Source organism: Embleya sp. NPDC050154 (assembly GCF_044460165.1).
Taxonomy (GTDB): Bacteria; Actinomycetota; Actinomycetes; order Streptomycetales; family Streptomycetaceae; genus Embleya.
Genome location: NZ_JBITJP010000041.1, coordinates 24015 through 43459 on the forward strand (window position 1 = coordinate 24015; position 19445 = coordinate 43459).

Consider the following 19445-nt stretch of genomic DNA (forward strand, 5'->3'; position numbering starts at 1 on the left):
TGTCAGGCATTTGGAGGAGTACATGAAGCCGATCGGCGGGCCCGGACGGCCGGCTGGTTCACGCGCGAACCGGCCCCGTCAGGCGGATATCGCCCGCTTGGCCGGCGTCTCACAGCCGACGGTGTCCCTGATCCTCAGCGGCGGTTCGGCAGCGGTCGGGATCGCCGACGAGACCCGGCGCAAGGTGATGGCCGCCGCCGAGCAACTCGGCTACGTGCCGGACCCGATAGCGAAGCGGCTGGCGGCCGGCCAGAACAACCTGCTCGGCCTGTACACGTTCACCGCGACCTTCCCCACCGAGATGTCGCACGCGTACCACCCGTTCCTGGTCGGCATCGAGCAGGAGTCCGCCGCCCAGGGCTACGACCTGCTGATGTTCATCGCCTCCAGCGTCACCGGCGAGCGGCCACACGCCGAGGTGCTCAACCGGGTCCGGCTGGCCGACGGTTGCCTGTTCATGGGCCGACACCTGCCGATCCGGGAGATGGACCGGCTCCTGGCCACCGACCTGCCGGTGGTCTACCTGGGCCGGCACGACGACTTCGGCGACCGACTGCCGTACGTCGGTGCGGACTACGTGACGGCGACGGCGGAGGTCGTACGTCACCTGGCCGAGCTGGGGCACCACAAGATCCTGTACGTCCGCGAACTCGACGACGCGATCAGCGCGGTGGACCGCGAGGCCGGGTTCCGTCGCGGCATGGCCGAATGCGGACTCCCGGTCGAGCGCGCCGGCGTGGTGCGCACCGACGGTTCGGACCTGACCACCGACCGGTTGCGGGGCTGGTACGAGCAGGGCGTCACCGCGATCGTCACCGAGGCGACCGACACCGACGCCGCGCATCGCGCGGTGCTGGAGGCGGCCTCCGCCGCCGGCTACCGCTTTCCCGAGGACCTGTCGCTGGCGACCCTGGGTGCGCCCGAACACGCGGTCCCCGGGCCGGCGTTCCTGTCCGGGTTCTCGGTACCCAGACGGGAGATGGGCGCGGCCGCGGTCCGCCTGCTCACCGGCCTGATCGCGGGGGATCCGAGCCTGGCCAGACACCAGTTGATGAACTGTGAGGCGGTGCCGGGGCAGACGGCGGGGCCGGCGCGCTGAGTTCGGGCTGAGGGGCGAGTCGGCGGGCCCGGCAGATCGGTGGGCCGGCGGACTGGTGGGCAGGCGCGCCGGTCGGCCCGTCGGCCTAGTCGTCCTGAGTCCTCCTGGGTCGTCCCGCGGCGAACGGCCATGCGGGCATGCCGTTCTACGCCCTGGCGATCTTGCGTGTTGCCCGGCTTCGCCTCGTTTCGCTGATTTCTTCCTTCGTCTTCACAACCTCGTTCCCTCGCGATTCCGCAGCGCGTTCCATTCGCACCGTTCACGGAAGGCTTCACCATGTCCGAAATCAGCACCGAGATTCTCATCGTCGGCGGTGGGCTCGGCGGAGTTGCCGCCGCGCTGGCCGCGTGCCGCGCGGGCCGGACGGTCGTACTCACGGAGGAGACCGACTGGATCGGCGGACAGCTCACCGCGCAGGCCGTGCCGCCGGACGAGCATCCCTGGATCGAGAGCTACGGCGCACCCGCGAGCTACCGCGAATTGCGCACCGCGATCCGCGACCACTACCGCACCTGGTACCCGCTGACCGGAGCGGCTCGGCAGCGTCGCGAGCTCAACCCCGGCGCCGGTTACGTGAGCAAGCTGTGCCACGAACCGCGCGCCGCGCTGGCCGTGTTGCAGGCGCTGCTCGCGCCGCACCTGGCGTCCGGGCGGCTGCGCATACTCCTGGAGCACGTGCCCGCCGAGGTGTTCGCGGACGGCGACCGGGTTCGCGCGGTCACCCTGTGGGGCGTACGTACCGAGGAGTCGCACACGATCAGCGCGACGTACGTCCTGGACGCGACCGAAACCGGTGAGCTGCTTCCGCTGGCCAAGGCGGAGTACGTCACCGGCGCCGAGTCCCGGGACGAGCATGACGAGCCGAACGCGCCCGAGCGGTACGAGCCGTTGAACATGCAGGGCATCACCTACTGCTTCGCGGTGTCGCACCACGAGGGCGAGAACCACGTGATCGACAAGCCCGCCGACTACGAGTTCTGGCGCTCGTACCGGCCGGACTTCTGGCCCGGGCCCCTGCTCGGCTTCCTCGCGCCGGACCCGCGCACGCTCGAACCCGAGGTGCGGACCTTCGACCCGCGCCCGACCGGGGACCCGCTCGCGGTGCATGCCGACCAGAGCGCCAACGCCGGTGGCGACGACCTGTGGTTGTTCCGGCGGATCCTGGCCAAGGGCCTGTTCGAGCCCGGCGCGGTCGACTCGGACATCACGCTGGTGAACTGGCCGCTGAACGACTACTGGCTGCGGCCGATCATCGAGGTCGGCGCGGACGAGGCCGCCGCCGCGCACCGGGAGGCCAAGCAACTGTCCCTGTCGGTGCTGTACTGGCTCCAGACCGAGGCGCCCCGGCCGGACGGAGGCACCGGGTATCCCGGACTGCGGCTGCGGCACGATGTGGTCGGCACGGCCGACGGGCTGGCCAAGTCCGCCTACGTGCGCGAGTCGCGGCGCATCCGCGCGGTCACCACGGTGACCGAACACCACGTTTCGCGGGACATCCTGGGCACGCACGGCATCCACCACTTCCCGGACTCGGTGGGCGTGGGCGCCTACCGGATCGACCTGCATCCCTCGACCGGCGGCGACAACTACATCGACGTGGCCAGCGTGCCGTTCGAGATCCCGCTCGGCGCACTGCTGCCGATCCGGATGCGCAACCTGCTCCCGGCGGCCAAGAACATCGGCACCACGCACATCTCCAACGGCTGCTACCGGCTGCACCCGGTGGAGTGGAACGTGGGCGAGGTGGTCGGCCGACTCGCCTCCTATTGCCTGGAGCGGGGCGTCGAACCACACGCGGTACGCGAAGACCCGGCGCTGTTCGCCGAGTTCGCGGACGTACTGGACGCGATCGGGGTGGAGCGCCACTGGCCGGCCCCGGCCGGGTACTGAACAGCCCCAGCCCGAGGGCCGCTTCGCCGCAGGCGTGTCGGCGGGGCGGCCTTCGGAGGGTGCCGGGCCGATTGGTCGCAATCGGGTCTGATCGCGTGGTCGGGGCCCGGACCTGATCGATGGGTCGGGCTCGTAACCCATCGAGGTTCAGGGTTGGCGGACGGCATCCGCCGAGACGGCCCAGAAGCGCAGGGACAGCGCGATCAGGGCGAAGAGCAGCAGCCACGTCAGCGACCAGCCGAAGTCCGCGCCGGTACCGGTGGACAGCGCCACGCTCAGCACACCGACGCTGGTGACGGCCATGATGCCGAGTGCCGCGAGGAAGCTCGCGCGGATGAACTTGGCGGCTGTGTAACGGAACGGATAGAGCAGCAATAGCCGGGTGGGGGACAACCGACGTGGTGGGTCGACGGTGCCGGGTCCGGCGGCGACCACGAGCGCGCCCGCCTGATCGAGCCAGCGTTGGGCGACGCGACTCGCGTTGGCCAACTCCTCCTGGTTGCCGGGAAGGCGTTGACGCGCGTCCCACCACAGGACCGCGAAGTCGACCTGTCGGGTCGCGTCCTCGAACGCCCGTTGCCGACGGCCGGTTTGCGACCGGCTCGCCTGGCGATCCTGCCAGGCGACCGCGAAGACCGCGACGGTTGCGGTCAGTACGGGCACCACCACCGCGACCACGACCGCGGCCACGTCCTCCGCACGCATCGACGCTCCTGTCGTTCGAGCCGGAACAATCAGCATGACAGGGACAATTGCGTGCCGTCGGGAAAGCGTTTCGACGATCGAACGCGGGTGCGAGGATTGCGGCCCGGGTCAGCCGAGGTAGCCGAGGGCGCTGACGGCGCCCAGGCCGCCCGCGCCCATGAACAGTGGCATCAGGACCTTGACCTCGACCTTGGCGCCCGCGCGGAAGCGCATGGACTTCGGCGGGCCCAGGGGGTACCAGCGTTTGCGGCCGATCGGTATCGGCCACAGGATCGGGCAGCCGGAGACGGTGAGCGCGTCGCCGACGCAGTGGGTGAGGGCGCCGAGAGCGATCGGTAGGCCGATCCACCAGTACTCCTGGCCGGGCTCGGTGAAGAACCAATTCGCGCCGTTGCCTGGACGGTTCAGGACCTCGACGAGCATCCAGGTGCTGGTGGCGCCGAGGAGCCAGACCAGGATGTCGCTGTGCAGCCGGGCCTGGCGCCACAACAGACCCTCGATGGCGAGCACCATGTGCACGAACAGAACGCCCAGTACGCCCCAGCGGCCGCCGTACGCGCAGATCGCCGAGGCGCCGGTGCCGACCAGCAGGGCCCAGACCCAGGTGTGGGTGAGGGTGCGGTGGCCACCGTTGCGGCGGGGGTCGCCCTTCTTGCGGGTGGCCTTGTAGGTGGCGGACGCGAGGGCGTCGACCAGGCCGCACAGGATCAGGGATATCGGCCCGAACGAGCGGGAGACGGTGGCGGCTTTGTGGTCGAGGTCCGGCCCGAGGGCGGCGCCGGCGCAGATCAGGCCGCCGACCACCAGGACGGGCCAGGGCATCGGGCGGCCGTAGGCATCGGCGGCGGCACCCGCGGCCATCCACGCGCATGCTCCGGACAGTGAATGGGCCGGCCCCATCATGCGGTCGTGCTCCTCTGGTGAACCCGGGCGAACCCCGAGCCCGCACAGTGACCGCAGCTTAGCGGTGCCGATCTTGGGGGCTGTGAACCCCCGTGGAGAGGGCAGTCGTTCGGCTGGTGGCCCGGCAGTCCGCACCGGCGGGCCGTCGGTTCGCGCACGGTCAGCAGTGGTCTTCGATGTAGAGCATGCGGCGTCGCGGGTCGGCACGGAACTCGTGTGCCAGGTAACGGCCGGTCGAGCATGCTCCGCCGGGGCCCAGGTACTCGTCTTTGATCCGACCCCAGAGCTCGGGTCGTTCGGTCTCCGGGACGGGTCGAGGGCAGATGCCTCCCATGTCGCCCCATATGACCGATGTGGCGTTGTCCTTGACGAGCCGCCGCACGACGCGCAGGTCCACGCGCCTGCGATGGAGCACCCAGCGGGTCCCTTCGTCGTCGAGGAGAGTGACCGGGTCTTTCAGGCCGCCGGGGTTCGCCGGGAATCGCAGCATGAGTCGAGTCTCCCGGCGATCGTCAGGCCGGCACACCCGATTTCCGGGCGGTTCGAACCCCGCGCGGCCGAACGTCCGGCGCGTCGCTTCGCTCGGCGGGCTGGGGCGGGGTCGACCGGGCGCCGCCTCCGGGGTGGTCGGGCGGCGGGGGGCGGTAGGTGGCCGAGGTGTTTGGTGACGCGTTCGCGCAGGAGCAGGTACTCCTCGCGGCGTCGGGGTGGCAGGCCCGGTGGGCGTGGGACGACGCGGGCTTCGGTGACGGCCTGGCCCTGCCGGAACTGTTCGTGAGTCAGGTCGAGTTCGATGCCGCTGGGCAGGCGGTTCCACCAGTGGAAGCCATGTTGGTCCCCGTCGAGGTGGACCTCGCCGAGCAGGAGGTCGCCGCCGAGGATGTCCTGGACGATCAAGGCCGTGATGTCGCAGTGGCCCCAGGCAGGGTTGTCGGGAAGCCAGTCGGCCTGGTTGTCGGGAGAGCAGGTGTCGGCGGCCCAACCGGCGCGCAGGGCCTTGTCGAGGACGAGCAGGTTCCAAGGGGGCACGTCGGAAGCATCGCAGCCGCCGCCGACAGCGCGTCACACGATCGCCGCGGGCATGCGGTGCGGTCCATCTGCTCGATCGTCGCGTGGAGTCGTCGTCGCCGTACGACGGCTTCTGCGGACAGCAGTCGCCGCGCGGATGCGTATGTGTACGTGGATGTGCGCGCTTTCGTGTCCGTGTACACGCCGGGTCCGTGTCGGGGTCGGAGCTCCTGTCGGGACCTGTAACGCTCTCGGTGCCACCCGCCACAAGAGAGGTGACAGGCGACAACATCGGCGCGGTGCGAGGAGCCCATTTTGGACGGACCGGATGTGCAAGCGGTCAAAGGGATCGCCGGGGACCCGGCGCTCCTGGAGGCGTTCTATCGCAGACATATAGACGCGGTGGGGCGTTTCGTGGCCCGACGGGTGGACGACCCACAGTCGGCCGCCGATCTGACCGTCGAGGTCTTCATCGCCGCGATGGGCTCTGCGGGGGGCTATCGGGGCGGTCCGGGCGGCGAATTGGCATGGCTGTACGGGGTTGCCCGCAACGTGGTCGCGAGCGAACGTCGTCGCTCGGCGCGTGAGGCCGACGCGTCGCGGCGGATGGCGGGCCGTCGGTGGCTGGACGAGGACGACATCCTGCGACTGGAGGAGCGACTCGACGCGGCATCGGCGGCCCGGCACATCTACCGGGCGATCGAGCGGTTGTCCGAGGACGACCGCTCGGTGGTCGAACTGGTCAGCGTCGACGGCATGACGGTCGTCGAGGCCGCTCGGGTGCTGGGCATCGGGCCGGTCGCGGCGCGGGTGCGGTTGCACCGGGCGCGGCGACGACTCGCGAAGGAACTGGGCTCGCCGTCGGCGGAGCCCCACCGAGAGACCCGGAGCGCACACGTACAGGCGGAGGCGAAGGCATGATCAATTTCGAGGAACGCGCGCTGGAGGAGCTCAAGACGCTCGCCGCCGAGGGAGGTGTGCCGGCGGCCGATCCGCCACCGGTGCGCCCCGCGACCTCTCGCCGGCGCAGGCGGGCGGTCTACGGCTTGGCCGCCTCGGCGGTGCTCGCGACCGGGATCGGGGTCGGTGTGCCGATGCTCAGCGGTGGTTCGGCCGAGGCCCAGCCCTTCGAGGTGGTGAAGCGGCCCGATGGCGGGATCCTGTTCAAGGTCGACGAGTTCCGGAACCCCAAGGGCCTCGAACAGCGCTTCCGGGACCTGGGATTGCGGGCAGTCGTCGACTACGTGCCCTACGGCAAGAAGTGCGCTGCCGGCCGCTTCACCGAACGCCCCATCTCGAACGACGACCTGAACGCGATCTATCACTGGCTCCCATCGCCCGAGGGCCGGCTGATGACAGACGCGGAACTGGAGTTCTACAGCCACCGTTGGACCGAGGTACGCCCGGAGCTCATCCCCCCGGACGCCACGTTGGTGCTCACCGCCACTCTCTTCAAGGTCAACGCGAAGGACCTCCCCGACCCGGGCTTTCGCGACGGCCGACGCGTACACAACTCGGACAGCGCCGGAAGCACCACCCTCTACCAGCTCGCCGATGGCCCGGTGGGTCCCTGTGTCCTGGTCGACGACCCGAGTCAGACGGGCCCGACCTTCGACGACGGCCCGACCCCGCCACCCGCTCCGGCCGGGTCGGCAACTCCCGCTGGTCCCTTGCCCGGCCGATAGTTCGGCCCGCGGTTCGCCCGGCTCGCCCGGCTTGCCTGCGGGGCGGCGTCGGCAGCGCGGCTTCGGGCCCGACGCGGCTCGGCCGACGCCGTGAGGTGCAGTGTCGGCGTGGGACGTGACCGCTACGCCGGTCCGGTGTGTGGCGTGGTGTCGTGTCCGGGGTCGGGGTCGGGGTGGGCACAGCCGGTCAGGTTGGTCGCGGTTCGGGTGAGGTGCTTGAGCAGCACCGCAGCTGCGGTGTCGGCGTCACGGGCCGGCGCCGCTTCCTCGATTCGGCGGTGTTCGTCGATGCCGTCCCGGTCGGGGGAGCGGTGGGCCGACCAGCGGCGGGCCAGTTCGCTCGCGGTCCACATGCGGTCGAAGGTCTCCAGGAGTACGGGGTTGCCGCAACCCTCCAGCAGGGTGCGGTGGAAGAGAGGACGTGGGGCCTGGGGCCGGCCGCGCCTGTCAGGGGCCGGGTGGGCGCCGTTGGCGCGGTGTTGCTGTCGGGGGCGCGTGTGTGGTGCGTTTGGCGTATTGCTCGTCGGGTTCGGCGTACGCGCTCCGGCCGTTGGTCTGTCGTACTCGATCCGCAGCGGCGCCACGGCGGCCGCCTGCGGTGGTGGCCGGGCGCCGTGCCGGGCTTGACCTCAAGAGCGGTTGAAGTTGCACCGTGGGGTGGGTTCTGCCGTCGAGGTCGAGTCGAGGAGTCTCCGTGACCGCTACACCGCACCATGCGCTGCCCCGGGTTCGCCGGGCCGACGTGGGTACGATCCTGGTCAGCCCCTGGATCGTGCACACGCCGGAGCGCCAACGCGCCGCCGTGGACGCGACGATCGCCGAGTGGGAGGGCGTTCCGTGGCCCGCCGGTTTCCTCACCCTGAACTGCTTCGTGAGTACCGACGGCGAGCGCGTCCTCAACTACGCCCAGTGGACCGGCGACGACGAGCACCGGGCCTTCATGCGCACCACGCGGCCGAAGCTCGTCCGAGGCATCGATGAGGTCATACCCGGCATCGAACGCCCCGGCGTGATCCGCTATCGCCTGACCGGCAGCGCGATCCACCCCGAATACCCGGCCACCCCGACCCTGATCGTGATCGACGACATCGAGGCCGACACCGCACCGGCCGCCCGCCGCTGGGCCGAACTGACCCTGGCGACGGCGGTACGCGACCACGCCCCGGGCCGGATCGCCACCCACGTGCACATCAACCTCGACGGCACCCGGGGCATGGCCTACACGGAGTGGGCCGACGCGGAGTCCTACGCCGCGTCCCGAGCCGCCACCGGTCCGTCCGACCCACCCGACCCGGTTCTCCCGGGGGTGCGTTCCCTCGACACCCGGGCCTACCACCTGCGCAAGAGCCTGCACCGCCCCACAGCCTGAGCCGGCAAGGGACCCGCTCCCGGAGTCGCCACAAAGGGACCTACTCCCAGCCCCCGCGCCCCGTCGTGGCGAATCCGCTCTCATACGCGGCGATCACCGCCTGGGTGCGGTCTCGGACGCCGAGCTTGCCGAGTACACGGGCCACGTGCGTCTTGACCGTCTCCGACCCCAGCGCGGTCCGTTCGGCGATCTCGGTGTTCGACAGGCCGGCCGTGATCAACCGCAGCACCTCCTGCTCGCGCGCGGTCAGCCGGTCGATCCGCGTACGCAGTTCCCGGCTCCGCTCCCGGGCCGATGCCCGGCTCAACGCCAAGTCGCGGATCGCGGTCGGGAACAACAACGAATCGCCTCGGGCCACGGTCCGAATCGCGTGCACCATCTCCTCCGCGCGCGCCCGCTTGAGCAGGAAGCCGTGCGCTCCGGCCCGCAACGCGTCGTAGACGTACTCGTCGTTCTCGAACGTCGTCACCACCAGAACTTTCGGCGACCCCGACGGTTCGCGCAGCAACTGCGCGGTCGCCTCGATCCCGTTCAGGCCCGGCATCCGAACGTCCATCAACACCAGATCCGGCCGCAACTCCCGCGCCCTCGCCACCGCCTCCACACCCGTGGCGGCCTCCCCGACGACAGCCAGGTCGGGCTCGGCGGCCACGATCGCGTGGAGTCCCGCACGAACCAGGCTCTCGTCATCGGCGATCAACACGCGCACGGGCTCGTTCACGGACATACCTCCAAGCGGTCGCGACGCACACCCGCTTCCCCGCCGCCGCCATTCGGCGCGGGCCGGGCGCCGGTGACCATGGCGCGCGGGCCGGCATGGCGGGAATTCCGCCGTCGTCGGCGGCGATCGGGCCGGGTTCGGGCCGGGTCACGACCGCGTCTCCGAGAGTCCGCGGCTCACGGCAGCAGCCTCCACGGCGACGTGCGCCCGATCGATCACGGTGGGGCCGGCCGTCGCGACGGTGTGGACCGCGCTGTTTGTCGGTGTCGGCTCGGGGTCGCTCACAGGGACGCCCTCGAGGAGATGCGGTACGCGTCCCGTCTTCGTGCGGCCGGGGAGTCGCCCGATGGGGGCGGTGCGGGGCCGGTTGCGGCGGCGGGCGTGGTGTGTGGGGTGGCGTGGTCGGGTGTCGCCGGCGTCGGTGCGGGCCGGCGGTGAGGGTGCGCGGGCGGCGGCCTGTGGCGGCGGCACTTCGGCGGTGGTCGGCACGCGTGTGGGTCTTGGTCACGAGTGGCCTTCCAGGGGGATGCGGGCGGTCAGGTGCCAGTGGCCGTCGTGGGGGGCGGCGGTGAAGGTGCCGCGCAGTACGGCGATTCGCTCGGCTGCGCCGCGCAGGCCGCGTCCGCCGCCGTGTCGGGTGGCCCGGGCCGAGCCGAGCGGATTGCTCAGGTCGATGGCCAACTCGCCCCTGGCGACCGCTATGCGGAGTCGGACCGGGACTTCGCCCGCGTGCCGCAAGACGTTGCCGAATCCCTCCTGGATGATTCGGTACGCCTCGCGCGAGACCAGGCGCGGCAGGCCCTCCAAGCCCCCCGTCGGTTCGAGGTCGCGGCCGAGTTCGGGTTCGAGGTCGAGTTCGAGGTCTACGTCGGCGCCCGCCGCGCGGGTGCGGGCGATCAGGTCGGCCAGGTTGGTGAGCGACGGTACGGGCGCGGCGGACGGGTCCGATTCCTCGCGCAACAGGCCCAGAACATGGTCGAGTTCGGCCACCGCCTCGCGTGCGGTGTCCTCGATCGCGGCCAGCGCCCGGGCGGCGAAGGCCGGATCGCGCTCCAGCAGCCGGCCGGCCGCAGCGGCCTGGATGCCGACGGCGCTCAGCGCGTGGCCGACCGAGTCGTGCAGGTCGCGGGCGATTCGGGCGCGTTCGGCGAGGCGTTCGGCGCGTTGCTCGGCGAGGGCGAGGCGGTCGGCGGGGGTCGGGCCGAGCAGGGTGGGGGCGAGGCGGGCCAGCCAGGCGCCGGCGGCGGCGGATACGAACAGGGGGAGGACGAGCAGGGCCAGGCCGACCGGCACCCACGCGATCGGCAGCGCGTGCGCGGGTTCGGCCCAGGGGAAGACGTCGGCGACGGCCGGGGCCAGGGGCAGTACGAGCAACACCACACCCCCGGGCGGCGCGGCGAGCGAGGTGCCCGCGACGACACCGCCCACGAGCGCATGCAGCGTGAACCACGCGGACGCCCGCCGCCGCGCCGCCGCACTGGTCGCCGGGACACTCAGCACCTCACCCTCCGGCGCGCACAACACCCGTGCGGCGCTGCCCTCCAGGGTGCGTACCAGCGGAACCAGCCCGGCCGTCGCCACGAACGGCAGCGCCAAGACCAGCGCGACGAACTGCGACGTGAGCGCCTCCGCCGGTGTGCCGCGCAACAGCCCGGTGGCCGCGAGCACGGTGAGCGCGGCGAAATGGAAGGGCATCAACAGGGCGCCCCCCAACACGAGATGCACCCACCGCAACCGTGCCCGCCGCCCGACCAGCCCTCGAACGACCCGAACCATCATCCGCCGACCCACCCATCCGACCACGCCCCGCACCCCCGCCCCCAGCCCCCACCACGCCCACCCCGCCACACCATCGCCGCCCGAGGCGCCGGCGGCACGCCGACCCCGTCCACCCACGGCCGACGTGCCGTCACGGACCACTCCGACACCGGCACACGCGACGCCCCCGGCACACGGGATCCGAGTCGGCTCGGGTGTGTCGTCGTGGGCCGGGCCGGGGGCACCGTGCGCGGTGGCGCTCGGTGCGCGGTCGGCGTTGCGCGTGGTGGGTGGGGCGGCGTGGATGCGACCGGTGGTCACGGGTGGGCTTTCGTCGAGTGCGCGTGGGGCTCGCCGTCGGCGCTCGGGGCGTCGGGGGTGGTGCTCGGGTGTGCCGTGTGCGTGATGTGGCGGGTGTGGCCGGCGTACTCGGTCAGGAAGAACCAGCCGATGGTCAGAGCCAGGACGCCGCTGATCATTTCGGCAGTGTAGACAAAGTGCAGCAGTCTGGAGGTGCGCTCCGCCAGGGTGCTGTCGGCTGCGGCTCCGGCGCTGATCAAGCCCATCCAGGCGCCCCATCCGAAAGCGCTGCCCGCCCCGAACCAGGCCATTGCCAGGGGACCCCGGACACGCGTGCCGCCGAGCCGGTGGACGAGCAGGATCAGGCCCGTCGCGCCGATCAGGGCGAGCCCGCCCTGTACGCCGTCCATCCAGCGCCCGGTCGCGTTCCGGTCGGCGATCCACCGGCCGGTCATGCCGAAGTGGGCGCCCGCTGCCCACGCCATCCGGAGTACACCCGCGAAGCCGAGGAGGAGCGCGGCAACCGTACCGAGGAACCGCTGCGCGTCACCGGTGCCGGCCGGATCCGGCAGAGCCCGAACGCGGACCCGCAAGAGCGCGCCCCAGCGTTCGTGGGCATACAGCCCGAAGGCCACCGACAACACCGCGCCTTCGACAATGAAGCCGCCGTAGACGACCGCGTACACCCACGGCCGCAGGAAGTCGTCGTCCGCGAACGGGTTGCCGTCACCGACCGCGGCACCCATCAGGCTGAGCGGTACGGCCGTCATGATCACCACGAGCAGCCCCGACGCCACCCACAAAGGCAACGCGATCAACCAGGCGCGGACCCGGACCTCGCGCGTCCGAGTGAGGGCGTACGCGATCAGCGCCGCGATCGCGTCCATTCCGAACGTGAGCGCGTTCGCGGCAATCCACTGCGCGCGGTGCAGCTCGTCGGGATGCACCACGCCCACGTCTATCCCGACCACCCAGAGCAGCTTCAACAGCAAGTAGGGCGAACACGCGAGCACCGCGAACCAGGCGAGCCGCCGCCGAAGCACGCCCCGGGCATCGGCGCCGGCCGGACGCGGACCGGCGGGGTCGGCGTCGCGCGGGACGTCGAGGGTGGGGCCCGCCCCGGGGGCCACGACCGGGCGGGGTCCGCCGCGCGGGTCCGCCTCGGCGGGATGCCGGGCATCGGTGTCCGCGCATGTCGGATCGGGTGCCGTCGGGTGCGGGTCGGCGGTGTGGGTCGGCTCCGTGGTCTCCATGCGGACCAGCCTTGTGGCGACCCACACCCGAGCGCGTCGCCACACATGCCGATCCCGATCCCCCGGATGGGGGACCGCCCCTCGTCGGCATTCCCACCGATCCCGGAACGGGCCGCGTACCCGAGCCGGCCGGGCACGGGTGCGGCCGCGTCTCGGTGGGCCGGGTGGGACATGTCCCACCCGGCCCACCGTTGCGGGGGAGTGTGGGGTTTCACGGGCGCCGACGTGGCCTGCCGTGGCCCCGCGGCCCCATGTCGTGTGCGCTGCTCCACCGGCGTCGTGTAACAGCCGCGCTTCGGTTTCACCCCTCCTCGCGCCCCTCATCCGCCCCCACTTCGGCCCCGCCCCCACGACCCGGCCGCGCCCCCACCCCCGGGCTGCTGCGAATTCGGGCGCCTCTCGGCGCGTCGGCGCCCACGACTGCATCGTCGACCGGTGATCGACGAGCGAGCGAGGAGAGAGCGGCCGGCGGCCACCGCCAAATACTGTGCATGGCAGGATTGCGCCGGTGAGGATTCCCGCGCTTCGTCGTCGACGGCAAACCGAGGACACCGGCTCGTTCGCCCGGGTCGATCGGCGTACCAAGGACCTCACCAAGCGCCTGCGGCCCGGAGACGTCGCGATCATCAATCACGGCGACCTCGACCGCGTCGCCGCCGAGGCGCTGGTCAAGTGCCGGCCGGCCGCCGTGGTCAACGCCGCCGAAAGCATCAGCGGGCGCTACCCCAACATCGGGCCGCAACTGCTCGTCGAGGCCGGCGTACCGCTCCTCGACGCCGTCGGCGGGAGCGTGCTCGACCGGATCCGCGAGGGTGAGCTGGTCCGGGTCGAGGACAACGTCCTCTACCGCGGCGACGACCCGATCGCCGTCGGCACCCTGCTCGACGCGGAATCGGTCGCGGCCGCGATGGAGGAGGCCCGCGCCGGGCTGTCCGAGCAGATTGAGGCGTTCGCCGAGAACACCCTCAAGTACATCCGCGAGGAGCGCGAACTGCTCCTCGACGGCGTCGGCGTCCCCGAGATCCGGACCCGGATCGACGGCCGTCAGGTGCTCATCGTGGTCCGCGGCTATCACTACCGCGAGGACATCGCCGCGCTGCGGCCCTACATCCGGGAGTACCGCCCGGTGATGATCGGCGTCGACGGCGGTGCGGACGCGCTGCTCCAGGCCGGCTACAAGCCGGACATGATCGTCGGCGACATGGACTCCGTGTCCGACCAGGCGCTGCGCTGCGGCGCGGAGATCATCGTGCACGCGTACCGCGACGGGCGCGCCCCCGGGATGGAACGCCTCGACGAGCTCGGTGTGGACGGGATCGCCTTCCCCGCCACCGGGACCAGCGAGGACATCGCGATGCTGCTCGCCGACGACGGCGGCGCGAGCCTGATCGTCGCGGTCGGTACGCACCTCACGCTCGTCGAGTTCCTGGACAAGGGCCGGGCCGGCATGGCGAGCACCTTCCTCACGCGGCTGCGGGTCGGCGGCAAGCTCGTGGACGCCAAGGGCGTCAGCCGTCTGTACCGCAGCCGCATCTCCACGACATCGCTGCTCATGCTGTGCCTCGCCGCGCTGGTCACCATCGCGGTCACCGTGCGGGTCACCCCGCTCGGTCGCGCGTACTTCCACGTGTTCGGGGCGCAGTGGGACGCCTTCGTCTACTGGCTCCAGGGACTGTTCAGTTGATCGACTTCAGATACCACGTCGTCTCCATCATCGCGGTCTTCCTGGCCCTGTCGGTCGGGCTGGTGCTCGGCGCGTCCTTCCTCAAGGAGGCGGCCGTCTCCGGGCTCGACACGCAGGTCCAGGACCTGGCCCGGAACAACGAAGGCTTGCGTCGTGAACTCGATCGGGCGAACGCCGGTACGAGGTACCTGAACGGCATCATGAACACCGTCGGGCCCGAGCTGACCAAGGGCCGGCTCGCCGGGCACAAGGCGGTCGTGGTCGCGCTGCCCGGCGCGGACACCAAGCTGACCGACAGCACGGTCAAGCTGCTCGACGGCGCCTCCGCGACGGTCACCGGCCAGGTGGCGGTCAAGGGCGCTTGGACCGACCCCAAGCGCGAGAGCGACCTGGTCACCGCCCTGGGCGCCAACGCGGCGGCCTTCCCGACCGGGTCGGCGACCGATCGGGCCGCGCGCGTGCTCGCGGGCGCGATCACCGAGAAGTTGCCGCCGGTGCAGACCGGTACGCCCGGTTCGCCGCCGGCGTCGACCCAGCCGCCCGCGAGCGGCTCGACGCCGGGCGCGCCCGAGTCGGGCGCGCCGACGACCGGAGCCGGGACCACCTCCGCGCCGCCGAGCGGCCAGACCCCGGGCCAGGGCACCACCAACCAGAACAACGGCACCACCACCCCCGCCACGCACAACACGCAGGCCGCGACCGAGACGCTGACCAAGCTCAAGGACGCCGGCTTCGTGGACATCAAGGACAACCCCGCCACCGGCGCCGACCTGGTCGTGATCGTCGCGCCTTCGGGCGCCACCGGCGGGGACGATCCGGGCCGGATCAACAACATTCATCTTTCGCTCGCTCGCGCCCTGGACAGCGGCGACGGCGGTACGGTCATGGCCGGCACCGCGTCCGCCGCGCAGGAGAACGGCGTGATCTGGGCGCTGCGCCGTAACGATCAAACCGCCAAGGCCGTTTCCACCGTGGACACCGCCGACACGCCCGTGGGTCAGGTCGCGGTCGTGTGGTCCCTGGTGGTCGAGGACAAGCAGGGCAGTTCGGGTCAATACGGGACGACGGGCACCACCGACGGTCCGTTGCCGGAGCTGCCGAAGAAGGAGACGCCGTGACGAAGGCCGCCGCCGCCCCGGCTGGTGCCACCGCTCGTGTAGCCGGCCGTGCCGCGGCCCCCGGCGACACCCACCGGGGTCGGCCGGGTCGGCTGGTGACGGCGCTGGCCGCGACCGGTGCGGCCCGGGCCGCGTACGCCGCGCTGACCCGCCGCCCGCCGGGCGAGGCCGCGCTGTGGGAGCGGCGCAACCACCGGGGCGAGGTACTGACCCTGCTCGAAGGGCCCGCGACGGCGGTCGGCACGGCCGTCGCCGCCGCGTGCGCCCCGGGGGTGCCCGGTCGGTGGCGCGCGGCCGGCGTGCTGGCGGCGGTCGCGGGTGCCGGGTTCGGGACCTACGACGACATGGCCGGGTCGAGCGATCGGCGCGGGTTCAAGGGCCACCTCGGCGCGCTCGCCAAGGGCGAGGTGACCAGCGGGGGCCTCAAGATCGTCGGACTCGGCGCGGCCGGTCTCGCGGCCGGCGCGCTCGTGCAGCGGCGGCCGGTGGACAAGCTGCTCGCGGGCGTGGTGGTCGCCGGTACGGCCAACCTGATCAACCTGTTCGACCTGCGGCCGGGCCGCGCGGCCAAGGCGGTCCTGATCTCGGGCACTCCGCGGCTGCTCCGCGGCGGCCCCGCGGCAGCCCTCGCGGCGGCGCCGCTGGGCGCGGCGGCGGCGCTGCTGCCCGAGGACCTCGGCGAGAAGTCGATGCTCGGCGACGCGGGCGCGAACGCGCTGGGCGCGGCTCTGGGTGTGGCCTTTGCCGCCGGTTCCTCGCGCAAGGGCCTGCTGGCCAAGGCGCTCGTGCTCACCGCGCTCACCGCGGCCAGCGAGAAGGTCAGCTTCACCAAGGTCATCGCCGGCAACCGGCCGCTGAACACCATCGATATGCTCGGCCGTCGCCCGGCCGCCGCTCCGGCGCCCCGACAGCCGGCCGCCGAGGGAGCCACCGCACCGGCATGACCGGCAACGATCGATGGCCTGCGGGCACGCGAGGGGGCGTGTCCGAGAGCGGCACGGAAACGGTCGGCAGGTGAGCGACACCCGAGGCGCCTCCCCGCCGTCGGATGGCCGCGGAGCCGACGGCTCGCCCCCCGGGAGCGAAGCCGGCGCCATCCCCCCCGACGCCGGCACCGACGCGATCCCCCCGGACGCCGAACTCGCCCCCACCCCAGCCGGTGCCACCCGCTCGCGCGCCGTCGTGCGTGGTCTCGCCGGGGCTGCCGCGTTGATGGCCGTGGTCACCGTTTTCGCCCGACTGGCCGGGTTCGGGCGGCAGTTGGTGTTCTCCGGGACGGTCGGTGACACCGTCCTGGGCACCGTGTACAGCACGGTCAACTCGGTGCCCAACATCGTCTTCGAGATCGTGGCCGGCGGGGCGCTGGCGAGTGTCGTCGTGCCGGTGCTGGCCGGACCGGTGGCCAAGGGCGCGCGCGAGGACGCCGGGCGGATCGCGTCCGCGCTGCTGACCTGGGTCGTCCTGGTGCTGACCCCGATCGTGCTGCTGGGCGCGCTGCTCGCCCGCCCGATCGCCGAACTGCTGTTGGCCGGGAAGGCGGACGGGCCGGGCGTCGCGGACGTCGCCTCCCGGATGTTGCTGGTGTTCCTGCCGCAGGTGCCGCTGTACGGGATCGCCGTGGTCGCCGGCGGCATCCTCCAGGCGCACCACCGATTCCTGGCCGGCACGCTCGCGCCGCTGGTGTCCAGCCTGGTGGTGGCCGGCAGCTATCTGCTCTTCGCGAGCCGCTACGACGTCGACCTCGACAACCTCGCCGACCTGCCGCGCGGCGCCGAACTGACGCTGTCGCTGGGCACCACCGCGGGCGTCCTCGCGCTCGCGCTGGTCACCGTCGTACCGCTGCGCTCGACCGGCCTGCGACTGCGTCCCACGCTGCGCTTCCCGGACGGCGTGGCCCGCCGGGTGCGCACCCTCGCGCTGGCCGGCGTCGCGACGCTGATCGCCCAGCAGGCCGCGACGATCGCGGTGATCCTGCTCGCCAACGGGCGCGGTACGCACGGATCCCTGGTCGTCTACCAGACCACGTGGATGGTCTACCTGCTCCCGTACGCGGTACTCGCGGTGCCGATCGCCACCGCCGCCTTCCCGCGGCTGAGCGCCCACGCGCACGACGGCGACCGGGACGCGTTCGCGGACGCCGTCGCCGCGACCACCCGCACCGTGCTCCTGGTCGGCGCGCTCGGCACCGCGCTGCTGCTGGCCGCCGCCGCGCCGCTGGGTCGATTCTTCGCGCTGTTCATGGCCGGCTCCACCGAGCCCGAGCAGATGGCCTGGGCGCTGGCCGCGTTCGCGCCCGGCCTGCTCGGGTACGCGCTGATCGCGCACTTGGGCCGCGCGCTGAACGCCTCCGGCCACGGTCGCGCCGCCGCGGGTTGTGTGGTGGCCGGCTGGTGCGTGGTGGTACTCGCCGACGTCGCCCTCGCCTTCGCGCTGCCCGCGCGCTGGACGGTGGCCGCGCTCGGCCTGGGCAACTCGATCGGGATGAGCGCGGCCGGCGTGTTGCTGGCCTACGCCGTGGCCCGCACGGCCGGCCCCCGGGCGTTGGCGGGCACGTCGATGGCCGGGACGGCGGCCGGCACGGTGGTGGCCGCGGTCGCCGCCGGCGCGGCCGGATTCGGCGTGTCGCGCCTATTCGGGACGGGCGGCATCGTCTTCACGTTGATCATCGCGGCGGTTGCCGCCATCGTGGGCACCCTGGTGTTCGCGGGAGTCGTTTCCGTGACCGTCGGCGAGGCTGTCAAAGCCGCGTTGTGCGGGCGGCGGACGGCCGAATCGGAAGGGGAGCAGCGACGTGGACACGACGACTGAGTCGCGAGAGCGCACCGAACCGGCCCGGTTGCGGGCCGTCCTGGTCCTGGCCACGTCCACCGGCGGCATCGGCGCGCACGTGCGCTCGCTGGCCGCCGGCCTGGTCGGGCGCGGGGTCGCGGTGACCGTGTGCGGCCCGGCCGCGACCGACGAGCACTTCGACTTCACGGGCGCCGGCGCGCGATTTCGCCCGGTCGAGATCGGGTCCGGGCCCCGGCCCACCGATCGGGCGGCGCTGCGGGAACTGCGCGCGGCCTGCGCCCCGGCGCATGTGGTGCACGCGCACGGGCTGCGCGCGGGGCTGGCGGCGGGCAACGCGCTCGGCCGACATCGGGTACGACGCAGGCCGCTGGTGCTGACCCTGCACAACGCGGTCCTGGTCGGCGGCGCGAAGGGCGCGCTGACCCGGGTGCTGGAGGGGCGGGCGGTACGGGCGGCCGACGTCGTACTGGGCGCCTCGACCGACCTGGTCGACCGGGCCAGGCAACTCGGCGCGCGGGATGCCCGGCTGGGACCCGTGTCGGCGCCGCCGCTGCCGCCGGCCGAACGGGATCGGGCGGCGGTCCGGGCCGAATTCGCGGCCGGGGACCGGCCGCTGCTGGTCGCGGTGGGCAGGTTGGCCCCGCAGAAGGACTACCCGGTGCTTCTGGACGCCGCGCGGCAGTGGCTGGATGACGAGCCGACCCCGCTGCTGGTGATCGCCGGAGACGGTCCGCTGCGGGAATCGCTCCAGGACCGGATCGACGCCGAGTCGCTGCCGGTCCGCCTGCTCGGCCACCGCGCCGATGTGGCCGACCTGCTCGGCGCGGCCGACCTCGCGGTCCTGCCCAGCCACTGGGAGGCCCGCGCGCTGGTCGCCCAGGAGGCCCTGCGCACCGGCGTCGCACTGGTCGCCACGCAGGTCGGCGGCATCCCCGAACTCGTCGGCGACGCGGCGGTGTTGGTGCCGGCCGGAGAGCCGGACGAGCTCGCCGCCGCGGTCCGCGGCCTGCTCGCCGACCCGACCCGGCGCGCCGAACTCGTCGAGGCGGGCCGAGCCCAGGCCGCGACCTGGCCCGACGAACGCGAGACCATCGCCCAGGTGCTGAGCATCTACGAGGAACTGGGCCCGGTGTAGCCCGCGGCCACCTCGCCGTCCCGCGAC

16 protein-coding genes and 2 pseudogenes are annotated in these 19445 nt (G+C 72.5%); 10 read left to right on the top strand and 8 right to left on the bottom strand.

Annotated features, from left to right (window positions below; all coding sequences use genetic code 11):
* The first annotated feature begins 88 nt into the window (after positions 1-88).
* Entirely contained in the window at positions 89-1099 is a 1011-nt protein-coding gene (locus tag ACIBSV_RS47350) for a LacI family DNA-binding transcriptional regulator (RefSeq protein ID WP_395873812.1), read from the top strand.
* Between the two features lie 276 nt (positions 1100-1375).
* On the top strand, positions 1376-2989 hold the full coding sequence (locus ACIBSV_RS47355) for an FAD-dependent oxidoreductase (protein ID WP_395873772.1): 1614 nt from the start codon (positions 1376-1378) through the stop codon (positions 2987-2989).
* Between the two features lie 147 nt (positions 2990-3136).
* On the opposite strand, the gene ACIBSV_RS47360 is transcribed toward ACIBSV_RS47355, so the two are convergent.
* The 4 genes and pseudogenes from ACIBSV_RS47360 to ACIBSV_RS47375 form a co-directional block, all read right to left on the bottom strand.
* Positions 3137-3694, bottom strand: coding sequence for a hypothetical protein (locus ACIBSV_RS47360; RefSeq protein ID WP_395873773.1), 558 nt, complete (start codon positions 3692-3694; stop codon positions 3137-3139).
* Between the two features lie 108 nt (positions 3695-3802).
* On the bottom strand, positions 3803-4597 hold the full coding sequence (locus ACIBSV_RS47365; protein ID WP_395873774.1) for a metal-dependent hydrolase: 795 nt from the start codon (positions 4595-4597) through the stop codon (positions 3803-3805).
* Between the two features lie 160 nt (positions 4598-4757).
* Positions 4758-5087, bottom strand: a complete 330-nt coding sequence (locus ACIBSV_RS47370; protein WP_395873775.1) for a hypothetical protein — start codon at positions 5085-5087, stop codon at positions 4758-4760.
* A 143-nt stretch (positions 5088-5230) separates the two neighbouring features.
* Positions 5231-5626: pseudogene (locus ACIBSV_RS47375) on the bottom strand (hypothetical protein); the annotation flags it as partial.
* A 294-nt stretch (positions 5627-5920) separates the two neighbouring features.
* On the opposite strand from ACIBSV_RS47375, the gene ACIBSV_RS47380 reads away from it, so the two are divergent.
* Entirely contained in the window at positions 5921-6526 is a 606-nt protein-coding gene (locus ACIBSV_RS47380) for an RNA polymerase sigma factor (RefSeq protein WP_395873776.1), read from the top strand.
* Positions 6523-7290: a hypothetical protein gene (locus ACIBSV_RS47385; RefSeq protein ID WP_395873777.1), complete on the top strand. Its 768-nt coding sequence runs from the start codon at positions 6523-6525 to the stop codon at positions 7288-7290. Before ACIBSV_RS47380 ends, ACIBSV_RS47385 begins: the two co-directional genes overlap by 4 nt.
* A gap of 122 nt (positions 7291-7412) precedes the next feature.
* Here ACIBSV_RS47385 and ACIBSV_RS47390 read toward each other — a convergent pair.
* Positions 7413-7706: pseudogene (locus tag ACIBSV_RS47390) on the bottom strand (FCD domain-containing protein); the annotation flags it as partial.
* Positions 7707-7984: 278 nt separating this feature from the next.
* Between ACIBSV_RS47390 and ACIBSV_RS47395 the strand changes: the two are divergent.
* Complete coding sequence (locus tag ACIBSV_RS47395; protein ID WP_395873778.1) at positions 7985-8659, top strand: antibiotic biosynthesis monooxygenase; 675 nt, start codon at positions 7985-7987, stop codon at positions 8657-8659.
* A 40-nt stretch (positions 8660-8699) separates the two neighbouring features.
* Here the strand turns inward: ACIBSV_RS47395 and ACIBSV_RS47400 are convergent, their stop codons facing one another.
* The 3 genes from ACIBSV_RS47400 to ACIBSV_RS47410 form a co-directional block, all read right to left on the bottom strand.
* Positions 8700-9386 carry a response regulator gene (locus tag ACIBSV_RS47400; RefSeq protein WP_395873779.1) on the bottom strand — a complete coding sequence of 229 codons (687 nt, stop codon included), beginning with the start codon at positions 9384-9386 and terminating at the stop codon, positions 8700-8702.
* A gap of 498 nt (positions 9387-9884) precedes the next feature.
* The gene (locus ACIBSV_RS47405) at positions 9885-11105 is read right to left on the bottom strand and encodes a sensor histidine kinase (protein WP_395873780.1); all 1221 of its coding nucleotides are present in this window, start codon (positions 11103-11105) and stop codon (positions 9885-9887) included.
* A 350-nt stretch (positions 11106-11455) separates the two neighbouring features.
* Positions 11456-12691 carry a hypothetical protein gene (locus tag ACIBSV_RS47410; RefSeq protein WP_395873781.1) on the bottom strand — a complete coding sequence of 412 codons (1236 nt, stop codon included), beginning with the start codon at positions 12689-12691 and terminating at the stop codon, positions 11456-11458.
* Positions 12692-13199: 508 nt separating this feature from the next.
* Here ACIBSV_RS47410 and steA point away from each other — a divergent pair.
* The 5 genes from steA (at position 13200) to ACIBSV_RS47435 (ending at position 19418) form a co-directional block, all read left to right on the top strand.
* Positions 13200-14375, top strand: a complete 1176-nt coding sequence (steA, locus tag ACIBSV_RS47415) for a putative cytokinetic ring protein SteA (protein ID WP_395873782.1) — start codon at positions 13200-13202, stop codon at positions 14373-14375.
* Positions 14372-15493, top strand: a complete 1122-nt coding sequence (locus ACIBSV_RS47420; protein ID WP_395873783.1) for a copper transporter — start codon at positions 14372-14374, stop codon at positions 15491-15493. The genes steA and ACIBSV_RS47420 overlap by 4 nt, the downstream gene beginning before the upstream one ends.
* The gene (locus ACIBSV_RS47425) at positions 15490-16437 is read left to right on the top strand and encodes a hypothetical protein (RefSeq protein ID WP_395873784.1); all 948 of its coding nucleotides are present in this window, start codon (positions 15490-15492) and stop codon (positions 16435-16437) included. The genes ACIBSV_RS47420 and ACIBSV_RS47425 overlap by 4 nt, the downstream gene beginning before the upstream one ends.
* A gap of 70 nt (positions 16438-16507) precedes the next feature.
* Positions 16508-18301: a murein biosynthesis integral membrane protein MurJ gene (gene murJ, locus ACIBSV_RS47430; protein WP_395873785.1), complete on the top strand. Its 1794-nt coding sequence runs from the start codon at positions 16508-16510 to the stop codon at positions 18299-18301.
* Entirely contained in the window at positions 18285-19418 is a 1134-nt protein-coding gene (locus tag ACIBSV_RS47435) for a glycosyltransferase family 4 protein (protein ID WP_395873786.1), read from the top strand. The genes murJ and ACIBSV_RS47435 overlap by 17 nt, the downstream gene beginning before the upstream one ends.
* Positions 19419-19445 lie beyond the last annotated feature (27 nt).